A 17,736-nucleotide genomic window follows, 5' to 3' on the forward strand; every position below is an offset into this window, starting at 1 on the left:
AAAAGTTGTATGCTGATAACACTTCTGATGCTGTTATTTCAGTGTTACCTTTAGCGGTGCGCTAATATTTTGTTGTTGCTGCTTTATGTAATCAAACCATTCCTGTGCTGTTGTGATTTTTCCGGCTCTATCCCAGGCAGCACCGTTATAATAAACAAATTTCTTATTTCCCGGAATAGTCGTGTGTACCAGAAACTGTTTAGGATCCTTTGTATCTAACGTTATTTTATCTTTTCCGAACAATACAGCCGTGCCGGTAGTTCCCTTATCAGCTAGTGTAGGCTCCCAATATGCAAGACTGTTGTCTGCAAATTGATAAGCTGGTATTTCTTCACCTCTGCGGGATAGTCCTATTACTACAGCTGTGGAAGATTTCTTATTGTTTTTCAGCTCTACCTGTATTTTATTGAGCTGAGAACCTGCATCAATAGATATTGTTTTGGAGATTTCAATCGTGTTTCCTTCTATTTCCTGAGGTTCGAATATCAATTTGAATGTCGACCGGATAGGGCCATTGTCCAGCACTTCAAATTTGCGGTAATGTTTGGTAAACTTTATGTTTCCATTGACAAATAAGGCCAGATCACCGACGCCTAACGTCTGACCTACTGAATAATAGTCCAGACCTTTTCCATGATCTGCATGATAATCGCCTGTCTTGTACCATTCATTAATAACCAGTTCGGATGTTCTTTTTGACCAAAAATCGAAACCTTGTGCATCTTCACTTGTGCCTTCTAATGCTTTGCCGTAAGCTCTGTATGCCGCAATATCATTTTCCCAGGCAAAATCATCCTTCCGCTCAGGGACATACCTTGCATAGGTCCGTGCCTGAAAAGCAGATGCTTTTTGAGGTTTTACCGTTAAAGTCAGTTCCTGTTGTTTACCAACGTTGACTTCCACCAGAACGTTCTGTGGAGAAGACTGTCCCAGCTTTTCAAGTTGATGTGCAACTTCAGAACCGTCAGCTGCATTGACAATCGTAAAGACGGAATCTACTTTAAAATGCTTTGTGAACGAGGAATAAGGTATACTTATCAGTTCATGACGGGAATGATTACCCGGATTTTTAACTACAATTTTTTGCTGTGCGGATAAAGAATTTGCAAGCGCAAGAGCTACAAAAGCAGCTATGAATGTCTTTTTCATCTTTCTTTATTTTAAGTCGTTTATTGCCACTTTGTCCATATCATCATAGTCCAGGTTTTCACCGGCCATTCCCCAGATGAAAGTATAATTACTAGTGCCAGCGCCAGAATGTATGGACCATGGCGGAGATATAACGGCCTGATCATTTTGCATCCAGATATGTCTTGTTTCATCCGGTTGTCCCATAAAGTGACATACAGATTGCTCCTGAGGCACTTCGAAATAAAAATATACTTCCATGCGGCGGTCATGCGTGTGTGCCGGCATCGTGTTCCATACAGAACCCGGCTGAAGCTCTGTCATTCCCATCTGCAGCTGACAAGTTTCCAGCACTGTATTGAGCAACATTTGATTAATGGTACGGTGATTGGCGGTTTCCAAAGTGCCCAGTTCTTTTTTAATGGCTGTTTCTTTAGTTACTTTTTTCGTTGGAAAATTGCGGTGTGCAGGTGTGGAATTCATATAGAATTTAGCAGGTTTTTGAGGATCTTCGCTGCTAAAGAAGATTTCTTTATTTCCTTTTCCTATATACAATGCTTCTTTGTATTCCAGTTCATATACCGTTCCGTCAACTTCTACCGAACCCTTTCCACCAACATTGATAATGCCCAATTCACGGCGACTCAAAAAATACTCTTCTTTCAATAATTCAGGAATTGTATCTAATTTGATTTTTCCGGATACCGGCATGGCACCTCCGGCCATATAGCGGTCATAGTGTGTATATACAAAATGAATTTGATCTGCATCAAAGAGCTTTTCTATCAAAAAGTTTTTTCTTAGACCGGCAGTATCAAGGGTTTTGCTTTCCTGAGGACCGATTGCGTATCTGGATTCAAATATTGTTTTCATATTAGAAAAAAATTAATAGTAATGAGGGGTGAATAAATTTCTAAATTAACGGTTTTAGGCCGGATTGACATATAATTCTACGAAAAGGTTTTCAATCCTTAATTTAAGTAAAATTAAGAACTAAAGGCTAAATACAGGTAAAATATAAAGAGTTGATTATAAGAAGAGTGTTGAGGAATAGTTCGTATTCTAAAACAAAAAGGGGGGTAAGGTTGTTATCTTATTACATTCTCAAAATTTTTTAAATTAAAACAAAGGAGGAAAAAGATGAGTAAATTAACATGGGAAGGCCGTTGGAACGAATTAAAAGGTAAGGTTAAACAGTCGTATGCAGATTTGACAGATGATGATTTGTTATACGAAGAAGGAAAAGCCGATGAACTGTTGGGCCGCATTCAAAAGAAAACTGGAAAAACGAAGGAAGAAGTAGAAAACTGGTTCAACAGTTTGTAATCCTTTAGTTATTGTAATAAGATCGTTAAGCGTTAGCTAATTTAGCTAGCGCTTTCTTTTTTTCTTTCTAAATTAGCAGTATGGTAAAAAAGAAGCCAACCATATTAGTGGTTAACGATGACGGTATAACAGCACCGGGAATAAAGGTGCTTATTGAAGAAATGCAAAAACTGGGACATGTTGTCGTCGTAGCTCCGGACAGCCCGCAATCGGGAATGGGACATGCGATAACTATCGGAAAACCTTTGCGACTGGATAAAGTAAATCTCTATGAAGGAGTAGAAATGTACAAATGTTCCGGTACTCCTGTAGATTGCGTAAAACTGGCTGTAAATAAGATTTTCAAAGGTAAGAAGCCGGATATCTGTGTATCAGGTATCAATCATGGCCTTAATAATTCTATTAATGTCCTGTACTCCGGGACAATGTCGGCTGCGGTTGAAGGGGCTATTGAATCTATTCCTTCTATCGGATTTTCTTTGGATGATTTTACATACGATGCCAACTTTGATCCCTGCAGGCCTTATATATTGAGTATAACCCAACAGGTACTCAACAACGGATTGCCAAAGAACACGTTGTTAAACGTCAATTTTCCGCAAGGGAACGATATTAAAGGAATTAAGATCTGCCGTCAGGCAGGTGCTCGCTGGGTAGAGGAGTTTGATGAACGTGTAGATCCGCACAACCGGGATTATTTCTGGCTTACGGGCAAATTTCAACTGGAAGACCGCGGAGAAGATACAGATGCACATGCTCTCAATCACGGATATGTATCTGTCGTTCCGACACAATATGACATGACCGCACATCATGCCATTCCCGAGTTGAATTCCTGGAGTTTTGATGTTTAATCCGGATCATGCAGAAAAATAACTTTTTAATCGGGATGGCAATCGGCGTCATTGCTCCTTTGGTTGCGTATCTTCTGACGACTTATACCGCTCTGGAGACTATGCTGTCAGCCAATAAGCCCGCTGCACTATATGTTATTGCCGGATTAGTCAACCTGGTTATGCTCCGTTACTTTTATAGAAATGACAAAGAGCAGACGGCCAGGGGTATTATGTTGGTTACATTTGCAGGGACAGTCATATTGATTTATACATTAAAAATATTTGGATAATGAAATTAACATTAGGTTTTTCTCCATGCCCTAATGATACGTTTATCTTCGATGCGCTCATTCACAATAAGATAGATACAGAAGGCTTGAGTTTTGAAGTGGAATACCAGGATGTGGAAACCCTTAACCAAAAAGCTTTTCAGCAGGAACTGGATGTAACTAAGCTGAGTTACCATGCCTTCGCCTATGCGGTAGAAGACTATGAATTACTGGATGCCGGGAGTGCCCTTGGATTTGGTGTCGGCCCTTTGCTGATCACAAAAGATGAAAAATTGGCAGAGCGACTGAAAGAATCTCTGGATACTAAAGGAACATTAAGTGCTGATCTGGCAGATTTGAGAATAGGAATCCCGGGAAAATACACCACTGCAAATTTTCTTTTAGGCCTGGCTTTTCCGCAATTGCAAAATAAACAGGAAGTTGTTTTCTCGGGTATTGAACAGGCTGTGATTGACGGAGACATTGATTTGGGCTTGATTATCCACGAGAATAGATTCACTTATGCAGATAAGGGACTTCATAAAGTAGTTGATCTGGGCGATTTTTGGGAAAAGACGACCGGGTTCCCGATTCCGCTGGGCGGTATTGTGGTCAGGAGAGGGTTGGAGGTTGAAGTGAAACAAAAGCTTAACCGCATATTAAAGAAGAGTGTAGCCTTTGCTTTTGAACATCCAAAATCCGGACTTGACTTTATCCGTTCACATGCACAGGAAATGAGCGAAGAAGTGATGTACAAACATATTGAGCTGTATGTTAATTCCTATTCCAGAGACCTCGGGACAGAGGGCAGAAAGGCTATTGCCTATATGTTTGATAATGCTTTGGCTCTAAAGCTGATCCCTGATACAGATAAGAAATTGTTTCTTTCTTAAAATCAATAAAAAAAAGCCGGTGATTTTGTAAGTTATCATATCTAATAACTAAATTTGCCCGATTAGTGTCAAATTGTCTGCAAAATAGTTTTGGAGTCATTATTGCGAAATGCTATAAATTGAGATAGATAAAAAATTATGTTAAAATTTTTAAGTAAATTATTTGGTAGTAAATCCGAAAGGGATATCAAAGTTATCCAACCCATTGTTACCAAAATTAAAGCTGAATACGAAAAGTTATCCAGTATAACCAATGATGAGCTGCGCTCTAAGACAACAGACTTCAAAAACCGAATTAAAGAATACTTAGCAGATATCGATGAGGAAATAAATGCCCTGAAAACAGAGGCAGATGCGGATGATGTCGATATGATGCATAAAACAGAAATCTATGATAAAATAGATAAGCTGAAAAAGGATCGCGATAAAAAACTGGAAGAAGTGTTGATGGAGATTTTACCCGAAGCATTTGCAGTGGTAAAAGAAACAGCAAGACGTCTTTCCGAAAATGATCAGCTGGAGGTTACGGCTTCTGAGTTTGACAAAGAAATAGCATCCCGCAAACCGAATGTCATTATTGAAGGGGATAAAGCTTTCTGGAAAAATACCTGGATTGCTGCGGGTACAGAAGTGAAATGGAATATGGTTCACTATGATGTACAGTTGATCGGTGGTATTGTATTACATCAGGGTAAAATATCCGAGATGTCTACAGGGGAGGGTAAAACATTAGTAGGAACATTACCTACTTATCTGAATGCCCTTTCAGGACAAGGTGTTCACATCGTTACGGTCAATGATTATCTTGCTCGTCGTGACTCCGAGTGGAATGGCCCGTTATTCGAGTTCCACGGATTGAGTGTAGACTGTATAGACAAGCACCAGCCGAATTCACCTCAACGTCGTAAAGCATATGCTTCTGACATTGTTTACGGTACAAATAACGAATTTGGTTTTGATTACCTGCGTGACAATATGACGCAGACTCCCGATGCACTGGTACAGGGCAAGCTGCACTATGCCATGATCGATGAGGTTGACTCTGTATTAATTGATGATGCCAGAACACCGTTGATTATCTCCGGACCTATTCCGCGTGGGGATGAACATGAGTTCTACCAATTGAAACCACGTATCGAGCGATTGGTAAATGCACAGAAAAACTATATCAACACTGTCCTGAATGATGCTAAAAAAGCAATCAATGCCGGAGATTCGGATGTAGAAGGTGGAGGAATGTCCTTATTACGTGCTTACAGAGGTCTTCCTAAAAATAAAGCTTTAATCAAATTCCTGAGTGAAGGTGGTAACAGACAAATCCTTCAAAAGGTAGAGAACTACTACATGGCGGAGCAAAACCGTCAGATGCCTAAGGTAGATAAGGAATTATTCTTCGTCATTGATGAAAAAAATAATCAGGTAGAGCTGACAGATAAAGGTATCGAACTGATCACAGCATCAGGAGAAGATCCAAGCTTCTTTATTCTTCCGGATGTAGGTACGGAGATTGCTGAAATTGAAAAATCAACGCTTACTACAGAAGAGAAAGTTCATAAAAAAGAAGAATTGTTACGTGACTACGCTGTTAAATCTGAGCGTATTCATTCGATCAACCAGTTATTAAAAGCATACACGTTATTCGAAATCGATGATCAGTATATCGTTGATGACGGAAAAGTGAAAATCGTAGATGAGCAGACAGGTCGTATTATGGAAGGACGTCGTTATTCTGACGGTCTTCATCAGGCGATCGAAGCAAAAGAAAATGTTAAAGTAGAGGATGCTACACAGACATACGCTACGATTACCTTACAGAACTACTTCCGTATGTACCACAAATTGTCTGGTATGACGGGTACAGCATCTACAGAAGCAGGAGAGCTTTGGGAAATCTACAAATTAGATGTTGTAGAAATCCCGACAAACAGAGCAATTCAGCGTGATGACAGAAATGACCTGATCTATCGTACTGCCCGTGAGAAATACAATGCTGTAGCAATGGAGATCCAGAGACTGACAGAAGAAGGCCGCCCGGTACTGGTAGGTACTACTTCGGTCGAGATTTCCGAATTGCTGAGCCGTATGTTGAAGATGAGAGGTATCAAACACAATGTACTGAATGCTAAATTGCACCAGAAAGAGGCAGATATCGTTGCTGAAGCTGGTAAAGCCGGAACAGTGACTATTGCTACAAATATGGCTGGTCGTGGTACGGATATTAAGCTAAGTGAGGATGTCATCAAGGCAGGTGGTCTGGCTATCATCGGTACAGAGCGTCACGAATCACGTCGTGTAGACCGTCAGCTGAGAGGTCGTGCCGGTCGTCAGGGAGATCCGGGTTCTTCTCAGTTCTTCGTTTCTCTGGAAGACAACCTGATGCGTCTGTTTGCTTCTGAGCGTATTTCTAACATCATGGTAAAAATGGGTGTGGAAGAAGGCGAAGAGATGCAACACAGCATGCTGACGAAATCTATCGAACGTGCTCAACGCAAAGTAGAGGAAAATAACTTCGGTATCCGTAAACGTTTACTGGAATACGATGATGTGATGAACTCACAGCGTACAGTTATTTATACTAAACGTAAAAATGCATTATTCGGAGAGCGTCTGGATGTAGATTTGAATAACACTATTTTTGATGTTGTTGAGGATATCGTAGCAGAGGCAAAAGAAGGAGGATCATTCGAAGAGTTCCAACTGGAAGTGATCAGACTGTTTGCTTTGGATCCGGAAGTTACAGCAGAAGAATTTGCACAAAGTAATATTACTACATTAACAGATCGTTTGTTTGATCAGGTGATCAATCATTATCACAATAAAGCTGTTCAGATCGGAACACAGACATTGCCTGTACTGGCGAATGTGTTTGCTGAGCGTGGTAATGTTATCGAAAATGTAGTTGTTCCTTTTACGGATGGTATCCGTGGTATTCAGGTTGCAACTAATCTGAAAAAGGCAATCGAAACAAACGGAAGAGAAGTTTTCAAATCATTCGAAAAAGGGATAGTACTGGCATTGATAGACGAAGCCTGGAAAGAACATCTTCGTGAGATGGACGACTTGAAACAGTCTGTTCAGAATGCGGTATACGAACAGAAAGATCCGATCATTATCTATAAAATGGAAGCTTACTCTTTATTTAAATCGATGTTAGCTTCGATGAATAAAGAAATTGTCAGCTTCTTATTTAAAGGAGAAATCCCGGGTCAGACACAGGAAGTGGCTGAAGCCCGTCCTATACCGGCACAGCCGGCAAGAGTGGTTGCTTCAAAAGCAGAACTGACGTCTCCTACCGGAGTGAGTGACGAAGATGTACAGGACACAAGAGAAAATGTCGTTACACAGCCTATCCGAAAAGAAGCGACTGTAGGCAGAAATGATGATTGTCCTTGCGGGTCAGGTAAAAAATACAAAAATTGCCACGGCAAAAACAGTTAATCTTTTTGAAGAATAAAGTATTCAATATGTATAAAAAGGGATTAATACTATTTTTTTTGATGTTTGGATTTGCCGTGTTTGCAAAAGCTCAGCAATCAGGACGGGTTGAGGTGTTCAAGGACTCCCTGATCTCGGTTCTGCAAGCCTACAGATTGGAAGAAGGTATTAATCCCTCTCTTGAAAAAAAGACCGTTTCTATAGGAAAAACCTCCGTAGTGGATAAGTCCAAGATGAAGCGTGTCAAAGTTCGGGGATTCAGAGTACAGATCTTTTCCGGAGCAAGCCGTAATGAGGCATATGCTGAACAGGGAAGATTCAAAAACCTATATAAAGAGTATGAGGCTTATGTCAATTATGATGAGCCGAACTACCGTGTAAAAGTGGGAGACTTTACAAGTCGCTCAGAAGCAAACAATCTGATGCGTATTTTAAGGTCTCAGTTTGATAATGTATTCGTCTTTACAGAAGACGTGTATGTCTATCGTTAAAGTTGCTAATCATGACAATTTCAAAGGAACAGGTACAACAACTGGCAGAAGAGTTTTTAAATGATATTATAGCTATCAGAAGACATCTGCATCAGCATCCTGAACTTTCCTTTGAAGAATACAATACCTCTGCTTTCATACAGGATCAGTTAAGACAGCTTGATATTCCGTTTACAACAATGGCCAATACAGGAGTAGTGGCATTAGTAAAAGGAGATCTTCCCGGAGAAGAGGTAATTGCTCTTCGGGCGGATATCGATGCTTTACCGATTCAGGAAGTAGAAGGCAGGTCATACGGTTCCTCTAATCAGGGGGTAATGCATGCCTGCGGTCATGACGCTCATACATCCTCATTGCTGGGCGTTGCCAGAATCCTTCATCGTCTCAAATCTACTTTTTCAGGCACAGTCAAACTGATCTTTCAACCTGGAGAAGAACGTCTTCCCGGCGGAGCATCACTGATGATCAAAGAAGGAGTATTACATAATCCGGAGCCTAAATCTATCATCGGCCAACATGTAATGCCTTTTATAGAGACCGGGAAAGTCGGTTTCAGGGAAGGCAAGTATATGGCTTCCTGTGATGAGCTGTTTATGACTGTCAAGGGCAGGGGCGGGCATGGAGCACATCCTCACCAGAATATAGATCCTATTGTCATAACTGCACATATCATTACCGCTTTACAGCAGATTGTAAGCCGTATGGCAGATCCGCGTACACCGACAGTATTATCCTGGGGTAAGGTACAGGCAAATGGTGCAACAAATATAGTTCCTAATGAAGTATATCTGGAAGGAACGTTCAGAACCTTCGATGAAAAATGGCGTGCAGAAGCACATGAAAAAATGGTTAAGATGGCCGTAGGCATAGCCGAAAGCATGGATGCTGTCTGTGATTTTGAAGTGCGTAAAGGTTATCCTTTCTTAATTAATGATGAATTAACGACACGTCAGGCCAGATTGCTGGCAGAAGATTATCTGGGCAAAGAAAACGTTGTTGATCTGGATCTGTGGCCTGCAGCCGAAGATTTTTCATATTATTCTCAGGAAACAGACGCCTGTTTCTATAGATTGGGAACAGCAAATGCATCCCGTGGAATTACCTCGGCGGTACATACACCGACATTTGATATTGATGAGCAATCATTACGAACAGGTATGGGGCTGATGGCTTATATCGCACTTCGTAAATTAGGAAATTAATATGTCTTCTCACCACATCGTTCGTGAAAATCAAGAACCGGCTTTATTGATTGATGTGCTCGACGCTATCGATGAAGAGTCCCTGGGCCAGTTACTGGAATGGAGCCCTACCCTTATCAGCAGTGATGCAAGCTATGATGCGCTCGAAAGTCTGGGTATTAAGGTAGATATACTTTTTCTTCATGATTCCGTGTATGATATAGATATACAGGAACACACCCGAATATTTCCAGTAGAACAATCCTATATAAGCAGCGCACTGCAGTATCTTGTCGAAAACGGACATCGCGCCGTCAATGTAATTACTGATCATATCCCGTTTGAGTTATTGCTTTACTATGCAGACAAGCTGGATATGGTGATTATATCCACCACGAAAAGAACCGTTCTGGTAAAATCTCCCTATGAAAAGTGGAAACCACAGGGAGAGGTATTACGCGTTATCGGTTCGGATCAAATTCGTACATCCGGATTAACAGCAATAGGAGATAATCGATATAAGACTTCTGTGGAAGGATTTTTTAAGATAGAATTTGAGCAACCTACATATCTGTTTATAGAAGAAGAACGATGAGTATTACCATTCATAAAGCAACGGAGCAGGAAGCGGAAACTATTGCTCAAATTGGCCGGGCAAGTTATTATACTACATACCCTGAAATTTTATCAGCCGATCAGATTGAATTTATGCTGGAGAAGAGTTACACAGCATCTGCTATCAGGCAATCAATGAAAGACGGACATTTGTTTTATATCCTGTATGATGATAAAGAGGAACAAGGCTTTTTATCTGTCAGACTGAAACCTCAGGATAATGCTGTCTTGCGCATAGAAAAACTTTATTTACTTGCTGTTGCGCAAAAAAAAGGTTTCGGAAAGAGACTTATTTCATTTGCTGAAGAGGAGGGTGCGCGGTTTGGCTGTAAAGTGTTGGAACTTAATGTAAACCGGAATAATCCGGCTTACCATTTTTATAAAAAAGAGGGATTCCACGTATCCGAAGAAGTAGATATCCCTTATTTTGGTTATGTGCTGGATGATTACGTCATGCAGCGTTTACTCCCGTAATTTCTCTACCCTTGATGGTGTCTGTTTACCGTTGACGATACCAGTTATACCAATAGCAATTGCCTCTATACTGGCTTTAATATTTTCGATATTCAGTGTGCTTACTTCATCTTTTACAGTATGGTAGTATGTATCCTGATCCATCTGACTGGTTGAAAAAGAGTGAGCAGGTACACCTTGTGCCGCCAAGACCGCATTATCACTTCTGTAGAAGAGATTCTGCTGCGGATAGGGATCCGGATAAAATTTAAATTTAGAGCCTTTCAGATTTTGCTGCATCAATTCTCCGAGATTGGATTGATTATAACCCGTAATGTACATTGTATTGGGGCCGAATTTGGAATCTTTCCCAATCATTTCCATATTGATCATGGCTGTGACCTGATCCGGATTAATGTGTTTGGAAAAATAAGTGGAACCGTACATACCAAGCTCTTCTCCGGTGAAGGCCACGAAAATGAGAGTTCTTTCATTCTTATTTACCTTTTTAAAATGCTTTGCTAAAGCAATCATCGCTGTTACACCAGAGGCATCATCGTCAGCACCATTGGCAATAGAATCCTGTCCTTCGGGAACCAGAATGCCAATATGGTCATAGTGGCCTGAAAAGATAACAAACTCGTTTGCTTTGGATTTTCCCGGAATTATACCCGCCACATTGAACATTGGTATAGTCTCATAATTGTTCTTTAATTCTATCTGATAGTTATCTGAGATCTGATGTCCCAGAATAAAGACAAAACTATTCGTGAAGACCGCATTGCCCTCTGCAACCAGACTTTCTTTTCCATATATCTTTTGAAAACGTTTGAACAGATCCTTAAAAGAGGGATCTACCTGAACGATAGCATTTTGAATTCCACTTTGGACAATTTTTCTAAATTCTTCTGAAAAATCACTTCCAGCCTCTATCTTTAGCACTTTTGCGCCACTTTTTGCATCCAGATACAAGTCTTTTACACGACTCAGGATCAGTACATTTTCTGGGGAGATAGTAGTCTGATCAATAGAAACTTTTGGAATGGACGGACTAATTTTTTGTACCTGAAAAGTCTGACGGTAGTTTTTTTCCGCATAAGGTTCAAGACCTATACTTTGAAATTCACCGGCGATATAATCTGCTGCTTTCTCGATGTCTTTTGTCAGGGCCGAACGTCCCCGCATCTCGTCCGAAGCCAGTGTATTCAGGATGGTGGTAATATAAGCGTTATCTACGACAGGACTTGTGGATTTCTGCGCGGTACTGTTCAGACTGGCACATACGAACAAACCACAAAATAAGGCATTAATTCTGTTCATAATTAAAAAGGTATTTACATGGGCAAGATACGGATTTTTAATAAAAAGAAATTGTATTGTCAGTGGCACAAATACGAATCGTCCGGAAGAAGGAGAGATGAAATAGTCTGGATTATTTTTTAACACTAAAGAGGGATTCATTATTCCTTTTTCCTTAATGCAAATCCTTATATTTGATTAAAATATTTTAAGAAATCATGAAAGAAGTATCCGTTGCTGAATTAAAGCAAAAAATCGATAATAATGAGGATTTTCAACTAATAGATGTCCGCGAACCCTTTGAGTATGAGGTGTCTAATCTTGGTGGACTTAATATTCCTTTGGCGGGTATTGTTATTGAAGCTGAAAAAATTGCGAAGGACAAGCCTGTTATTTTCCAGTGTCGTAGTGGCAAACGCAGTGCACAAGCCGTAATGCTTCTTGAGCAGCAAGGCTTTGATAATCTGGCAAACCTTAAGGGAGGTATTCTGGCCTGGAAAGAAGAAATCGATCCTGAGCTGGACGTTTATTAGTCTGCACATGAAAAATCTGGAGCATCAGACCAAACAAGCTTTTTTGTTTAGTCTTGCTTTTTATGTAATAGGCCTGCTGGCCTGTTTTATCAATATACAGTTTGCAACACTGATTATAAGTGTTTCCTTATTGATTTCCCTGATCTGGGTATTTCTCGTTCTTAGAGAGATCTTTCTTTCAGGGAGAATTTCTAATGTAGAACGATTTGGATTAGCAATTTTCATTGTAATGGGAAATATCCTTGCGGGAGCTGTATATTTTTGGTTTTTACGGAATAGGGTAATCCATTCCGTTCCGAAAAATAAGTTTAATAAATGAAAAAAGAGATTATTTATAATGTAGGCCTGAATGTGGGAATGATGCTGCTTATCATGATCGGGTATACAGCCTACAAGAGTGGGAATGCATTGATTTTCGGATTGTCTATTGCGCTGGGAGTCGTACTGATCTACCTGAAAATTGTGTTGCTGAAACAGGTCCGAAGAAAGACAAGGACACCTCAGCAGGTTCCGTTGAAGACCACGACAACAACAAAGAAGAAAAAAAAACGGGCTTAATTTTAAGCCCGTTTCTTTTTTATTTTACAAATGGCGGTTTTGCCACTTTAGCTTTAATCTTCTGATTGCGGATGTGGATAAAGATTTCTGTACCTTCTTTAGCAAAAGCCTGATCAACATAGCCTAATCCGACAGACTTTTTCAGTGATGGTGACTGCGTTCCGGAAGTAACACGACCGATAACATTTCCGTCTGCATCTACTATTTCATAGTCGTGACGGGGAATACCGCGGTCAATCATTTCAAAACCTACTAATTTTTGTTTTACTCCGGCTTCTTTTTCGGCTTTCAGATTAGCAGAATTTACAAAATCCTTTGTGAATTTCGTTACCCAGCCCAATCCTGCAGCTAATGGCGAAGTGTTATCATCGATATCATTACCATACAGGCAAAAGCCCATTTCCAGACGAAGTGTGTCTCTTGCACCTAAACCTATTGGTTTAATGCCATAAGCTGCTCCTGCTTCAAATATGGCATCCCATACTTTCTGTGCATCCTCATTAGCAACATAAATTTCAAAACCACCGGCTCCGGTGTATCCTGTTGCTGACACCAATACATTGTCTACACCTGCAAAAGTACCTTTAGCAAAAGTGTAATATTCCATTGGAGCAAGCTCTATATCAGTAAGTGACTGTAAAGCTTCGGCAGCCTTAGGACCCTGAACTGCAAATAATGAAGTCTGATCAGAGATATCTTTCATCTCTACACCATATGTATTGTATTTGCTGATCCAGTTCCAATCTTTTTCTATATTGGATGCATTGACAACAAGGAAATAAGTCTTTTCATCAATACGGTAAGTCAGGAAGTCATCTACGATACCTCCATTTTCATTCGGAAGATATCCGTATTGTACTTTTCCGTCATATAATTTGGATACATCGTTTGAAGATACTTTCTGAAGTAAATCCAGCACATTGTCTCCCTTTAAAATAAATTCACCCATATGACTTACATCAAACACGCCAACACCGTTGCGTACCGTTTCATGTTCGTCATTAATCCCAGAATATTGAACCGGCATATTGAATCCCGCGAAAGGGACCATTTTTGCGCCCAACGCAATGTGATGCTCCGTAAGAGCTGTATTTTTAGACATAAACAACTTAAGTTTAATTTTGTACAAATTTATAAATTAAACCCACAAAAAATGAGGGTTTACGCTTTTTGTGCAATCGTTTACTTGGGCAAGGTGAGTTTATATATGATAGACTCGTTTTCGTCATTATCACGATCCTCACAAAGCAGAAATTGAACAGACTTCTGATCTTCTCCATAAAAAGTAATGCCCTCGATCTTATGTGTTGTAGAAATCTCGAGAGTATTCTTTATTTCAAATGTGTCTGCATCCATTACTCCGATGAGCGACCCTCCGATCTCTCCGTCATGATAATTGGAATTGGAGTCTTCTGCTGCAGCAATAAAATAGATCTGACCCTGGTGTATGATGGCATCTGTAAAACCAGTGCTGATCGTCTTGATGGCAGGCAGAGCAATATCCTTCCACAGAATTTCCTTTTCCGGCTGCTTTCGGTTGATTTGGAAAACAACATTGCGCTTCTGAGGTCCGTTTCCTCTGTTGAATATGAGAATGCGGTCCTTTTCTACAATAGCACCTTCAATATTGAAATCAGCCTCCGCAATGTTTGCGGCCTTCTGCAACCTTGCATAAAGGGCTGTCAGATCCACCGAATTTACATTGAAAGATTTATCCGGGAAGACCTCAAAGCCCCTGTTCCGTTTCACTGTCGAACCGGAGCCATATAGAAATAATGTATTGTTATACAGACTGATTGCCTCAATGTCTGCTTTTTCTTTTTTAATAACATTTTCTCCCAGTATTTCGGAAGAAGTCAGGGGAAACTTCTGAAGTTGATTTTTTTCGGGAAGATAGTCATATATGTAATGGCTGTTATCAGCTATCAGATACAGATGGGACTGATTGTATACTAATCCGGAAGCTGCGCTGATGCCGATTATTTTACAGAAAACCTCTAAGATAAATGTATTCATGACTAAAGATTTGGTGACTCTAATTTTAAAATAGATAATACCCTTTCAAACTCCGGCTGTAAAGGTGCTTTTATGTATACCGTACTTCCTGTTGATGGATGTTCAAAAGATAGCTGTGATGCATGAAGCATCATGGTGTCCATTTCGAAACGTTCCTTCCACAATTTGTTTTGCTTATTACAACCATGAGGGCGGTCGCCCAGTATAGGATGAAAAATGTGAGCAAAATGTTTTCGCAATTGATGCATGCGTCCCGTCTCCGGATTGGCTTCTACAAGAGAATATCTGGAAGTCGGGAAGTTACCTGTAGGAAGATCAATTTCAGTCCGTGACAATGTCTTATAATCTGTAAAAGCCTCTTGTTCTTCTCCATTCTCTTTTCTCAACGGGTAGTCTATCTGACCGTTATCTTCTGTATATCCTCTTACTATTGCCAGATAAGACTTATGCATTTTTCGTTCCTGAAACAGGAGTTGCAATGACTTGTCCATCTCCTTCGTAAGAGAGAATAACAATATGCCTCCTGTTTTGCGGTCCAGTCTGTGAGCAGGATATACGCGTTGCTGCAGCTGATCACGAAGGAGTTGCAGCGCAAATTCAGAAGCGTCCCGGGCTATAGGCGAACGATGCACCAGCAAACCATGTGGTTTATTTATAGCGATAATCTCCTGATCCTGATATAGAATATCCAGCATTATCTTTTGTTATATTTTTTTAAGAACTTTGATGATATCCGTTATTTTTTCGTCTATCTTACTGCTTAACCATACTTTTCCGAAGGCACCAATACCGATCACGGTTTGTTTATTTTCCCAGCGAACCTTTGTTGTCGAGAATAAATAATAATTGTCTATCTGTACGCTTCCCTTCATAAACTGATTGATCATCTGGTCTCCAAACAACTGCATCCCAAAATCAAATGCATCCTGATGTTTGTAACTTAGCTGCTCTTTTAAGATTTGCTTTGCTTTGTCCCGTATAATCTCTTCGTGTTTTTCACGCGGAGGATTTGTTAAGAATGCGGTGATCATGATAATGATCAGCACAAGTGCTATATATCTGCTTTTATTTTTCATACTATCGCTATATAAACAAAAATAGCGTTAAACTTTCGCTTAACGCTATTCTTAAAGAAAGATCTTTTTTTAAAAGATAAGGTGATAGATCCAGCCGGTAAGTTGCCAAAGAATGAAAATCATAATCCCGCAAATCAACAGGAGTATACCCAATACTGCTGCCACTAACCAGACTCCAGATCCCTGATGCTTTCCTTCATAATAATGTTCCCTCAAGATTTCCACATTGCGCTGATTGGATTTCTTAAAAAAGTCAAAGATATTTCCTAAAAACGGAATGGCACCCAATATTGCATCAATCATAATATTGATCAACATCTTGACCACCGCTTTAGAACTTACCCCGTTCCTCCACATCACCATGACCAGCATCAGTGATGTCGAAAAGGTAACCAGATTGCCTGCAAATGGGATCAGATTAAGAAGAGGATCTAGTCCGAACCGAACCCCGCCAATCTTAAATTTGTTGTCCAGTATCCAGGATACTCTTTCTACCCAGGCAAAATCCTGCTTTAAGCGGAGTTCTTTTTCTTCGGGCAATAGAATTTTTGGCATGGATTATAATAATTCAAATATCGCATCTATCTCCATATATATTTTGATAGGTTTGATATCTATGTCCAGACTTTCCTGTTCCGGTGCTCCGCCCATTACATCCGCAGATTTGAATGACATAGTGCGTACACTCGGCGCATAATTAGCAAAATTGAAGCTCGTATTGTCATTGATGATTAATACTTTACCAACTTTATCGCCTGCAGCTGCAGCTAAGATTGTTGCATTGCTTTTCGCATCATTAACAGCTTCTGTTTTTAATTGTTTCTCCAGTTCTTTCTTTCCGGAATAGTCATATTCATTGATAGATGTATTTTGAAGCCCTTTAGCATCGACATCATCAAACAGACTGTTCAGTTTGGAAAGGTCCGTTACTTTCAGACGATACTGACGTGACTGCAGTAATTCTGAGTTTTTCTTTTTCTTAGCGTCGTTATTGTTGTAGCTCCAAATATTCTGAATGGTGAAATCTTCTTTTTTGATTCCATTAGCTATAGCAGCATCAAACAATTGTTTCTCCAGTGTTTCAATAGTTACTTTCTTTTTGGTATTTCCGTCCAGGTAGTACTCTTTTAAAGATACAGAAAGATAAATAATGTCCGGTGTGACTTCTTTTTCAGCTTTTCCTTTTGTTGATACCTTGCGTAGATTGTCTGTAACTTGTTGTTGTGCGTACGTGGTTCCCATAATTCCTAGAATTAAAATACCTAATATTATTTTCTTCATATCTGTTGTTTTATGTGTGAAAACCTGTCAAAAACTTGACCATTTTTCATACAATAAGTGAAATATAGACGTAAAAAAGAGAATTTAGTTTAATGTTTTTTGCCGATTTTAAATAATTATAAATATCTTTAGGGAATTAAATATTATACAAAATGCAAGAAGGAGTAGTAAAATTCTTTAATGAAGCCAAAGGTTTCGGTTTCATCATCCCTAATTCTGGTGAAGGAGAAATCTTTGTTCACGTTACTGGATTAATTGACAAAATTCGTGAAAACGACAATGTTTCTTACGAAGTAGAACAAGGCCGTAAAGGTCTTAACGCGGTAAATGTAAAAGTTATCTAATT

Annotated in this window: 21 protein-coding genes; 12 read left to right on the plus strand and 9 right to left on the minus strand. The window is 39.7% G+C overall.

Annotation, left to right across the window (positions count from 1 at the left end):
• Positions 1–33 precede the first annotated feature (33 nt).
• Both I6J02_RS07040 and kduI read right to left on the minus strand, forming a co-directional pair.
• Positions 34–1,149: a DUF4861 family protein gene (locus I6J02_RS07040; protein ID WP_201681043.1), complete on the minus strand. Its 1,116-nt coding sequence runs from the start codon at positions 1,147–1,149 to the stop codon at positions 34–36.
• 6 nt (positions 1,150–1,155) lie between these two features.
• The gene (kduI, locus tag I6J02_RS07045; protein WP_201681044.1) at positions 1,156–2,001 is read right to left on the minus strand and encodes a 5-dehydro-4-deoxy-D-glucuronate isomerase; all 846 of its coding nucleotides are present in this window, start codon (positions 1,999–2,001) and stop codon (positions 1,156–1,158) included.
• A gap of 267 nt (positions 2,002–2,268) precedes the next feature.
• Here kduI and I6J02_RS07050 point away from each other — a divergent pair, with 267 nt between their 5' ends.
• The 9 genes from I6J02_RS07050 to I6J02_RS07090 all read left to right on the plus strand — a co-directional run bounded on the left by I6J02_RS07050 (position 2,269) and on the right by I6J02_RS07090 (position 10,648).
• On the plus strand, positions 2,269–2,454 hold the full coding sequence (locus tag I6J02_RS07050; RefSeq protein WP_002998456.1) for a CsbD family protein: 186 nt from the start codon (positions 2,269–2,271) through the stop codon (positions 2,452–2,454).
• Between the two features lie 80 nt (positions 2,455–2,534).
• Positions 2,535–3,308, plus strand: a complete 774-nt coding sequence (surE, locus tag I6J02_RS07055; protein WP_201681045.1) for a 5'/3'-nucleotidase SurE — start codon at positions 2,535–2,537, stop codon at positions 3,306–3,308.
• A gap of 8 nt (positions 3,309–3,316) precedes the next feature.
• Complete coding sequence (locus I6J02_RS07060; RefSeq protein ID WP_201681046.1) at positions 3,317–3,580, plus strand: hypothetical protein; 264 nt, start codon at positions 3,317–3,319, stop codon at positions 3,578–3,580.
• Complete coding sequence (locus I6J02_RS07065) at positions 3,580–4,452, plus strand: menaquinone biosynthesis family protein (RefSeq protein ID WP_201681047.1); 873 nt, start codon at positions 3,580–3,582, stop codon at positions 4,450–4,452. Before I6J02_RS07060 ends, I6J02_RS07065 begins: the two co-directional genes overlap by 1 nt.
• 138 nt (positions 4,453–4,590) lie before the next feature.
• Positions 4,591–7,890, plus strand: coding sequence for a preprotein translocase subunit SecA (gene secA, locus I6J02_RS07070; protein WP_201681048.1), 3,300 nt, complete (start codon positions 4,591–4,593; stop codon positions 7,888–7,890).
• A gap of 5 nt (positions 7,891–7,895) precedes the next feature.
• Positions 7,896–8,378, plus strand: a complete 483-nt coding sequence (locus I6J02_RS07075; RefSeq protein WP_236582341.1) for an SPOR domain-containing protein — start codon at positions 7,896–7,898, stop codon at positions 8,376–8,378.
• Positions 8,379–8,389: 11 nt separating this feature from the next.
• Positions 8,390–9,580 carry a M20 family metallopeptidase gene (locus I6J02_RS07080; protein WP_201681049.1) on the plus strand — a complete coding sequence of 397 codons (1,191 nt, stop codon included), beginning with the start codon at positions 8,390–8,392 and terminating at the stop codon, positions 9,578–9,580.
• A gap of 1 nt (position 9,581) precedes the next feature.
• Positions 9,582–10,154 carry a thiamine diphosphokinase gene (locus I6J02_RS07085; RefSeq protein WP_201681050.1) on the plus strand — a complete coding sequence of 191 codons (573 nt, stop codon included), beginning with the start codon at positions 9,582–9,584 and terminating at the stop codon, positions 10,152–10,154.
• Entirely contained in the window at positions 10,151–10,648 is a 498-nt protein-coding gene (locus I6J02_RS07090; RefSeq protein WP_201681051.1) for a GNAT family N-acetyltransferase, read from the plus strand. The genes I6J02_RS07085 and I6J02_RS07090 overlap by 4 nt, the downstream gene beginning before the upstream one ends.
• Here the strand turns inward: I6J02_RS07090 and I6J02_RS07095 are convergent.
• Complete coding sequence (locus tag I6J02_RS07095) at positions 10,637–11,947, minus strand: M28 family metallopeptidase (protein ID WP_201681052.1); 1,311 nt, start codon at positions 11,945–11,947, stop codon at positions 10,637–10,639. The genes I6J02_RS07090 and I6J02_RS07095 overlap by 12 nt on opposite strands.
• A gap of 197 nt (positions 11,948–12,144) precedes the next feature.
• Between I6J02_RS07095 and I6J02_RS07100 the strand changes: the two genes are divergently transcribed.
• Both I6J02_RS07100 and I6J02_RS07110 read left to right on the plus strand, forming a co-directional pair.
• Entirely contained in the window at positions 12,145–12,459 is a 315-nt protein-coding gene (locus tag I6J02_RS07100) for a rhodanese-like domain-containing protein (RefSeq protein ID WP_201681053.1), read from the plus strand.
• A gap of 315 nt (positions 12,460–12,774) precedes the next feature.
• Positions 12,775–13,017 (plus strand): DUF6358 family protein, encoded by a 243-nt coding sequence (locus I6J02_RS07110; protein WP_201681055.1) that lies wholly within the window; start codon positions 12,775–12,777, stop codon positions 13,015–13,017.
• A 19-nt stretch (positions 13,018–13,036) separates the two neighbouring features.
• Here the strand turns inward: I6J02_RS07110 and gcvT are convergent, their stop codons facing one another.
• The 6 genes from gcvT to I6J02_RS07140 all read right to left on the minus strand — a co-directional run bounded on the left by gcvT (position 13,037) and on the right by I6J02_RS07140 (position 17,390).
• Positions 13,037–14,119: a glycine cleavage system aminomethyltransferase GcvT gene (gcvT, locus tag I6J02_RS07115; RefSeq protein ID WP_201681056.1), complete on the minus strand. Its 1,083-nt coding sequence runs from the start codon at positions 14,117–14,119 to the stop codon at positions 13,037–13,039.
• Between the two features lie 80 nt (positions 14,120–14,199).
• Positions 14,200–15,033, minus strand: a complete 834-nt coding sequence (locus I6J02_RS07120; protein WP_201681057.1) for a DUF6929 family protein — start codon at positions 15,031–15,033, stop codon at positions 14,200–14,202.
• Positions 15,034–15,035: 2 nt separating this feature from the next.
• A complete protein-coding gene (locus tag I6J02_RS07125) occupies positions 15,036–15,728 on the minus strand; it encodes a pseudouridine synthase (protein WP_201681058.1) in 693 nt (230 codons plus the stop codon).
• Between the two features lie 9 nt (positions 15,729–15,737).
• Positions 15,738–16,109 carry a DUF4359 domain-containing protein gene (locus tag I6J02_RS07130; RefSeq protein WP_201681059.1) on the minus strand — a complete coding sequence of 124 codons (372 nt, stop codon included), beginning with the start codon at positions 16,107–16,109 and terminating at the stop codon, positions 15,738–15,740.
• A 69-nt stretch (positions 16,110–16,178) separates the two neighbouring features.
• Complete coding sequence (locus tag I6J02_RS07135; protein ID WP_201681060.1) at positions 16,179–16,664, minus strand: DUF4112 domain-containing protein; 486 nt, start codon at positions 16,662–16,664, stop codon at positions 16,179–16,181.
• 3 nt (positions 16,665–16,667) lie between these two features.
• On the minus strand, positions 16,668–17,390 hold the full coding sequence (locus tag I6J02_RS07140; protein WP_236582342.1) for an SIMPL domain-containing protein: 723 nt from the start codon (positions 17,388–17,390) through the stop codon (positions 16,668–16,670).
• Between the two features lie 152 nt (positions 17,391–17,542).
• On the opposite strand from I6J02_RS07140, the gene I6J02_RS07145 reads away from it, so the two are divergent.
• The gene (locus I6J02_RS07145) at positions 17,543–17,734 is read left to right on the plus strand and encodes a cold-shock protein (RefSeq protein ID WP_002998417.1); all 192 of its coding nucleotides are present in this window, start codon (positions 17,543–17,545) and stop codon (positions 17,732–17,734) included.
• Positions 17,735–17,736: the final 2 nt, after the last annotated feature.

Origin of the sequence: Sphingobacterium spiritivorum (genome assembly GCF_016725325.1) — a bacterium.
Lineage (GTDB): Bacteria > Bacteroidota > Bacteroidia > Sphingobacteriales > Sphingobacteriaceae > Sphingobacterium.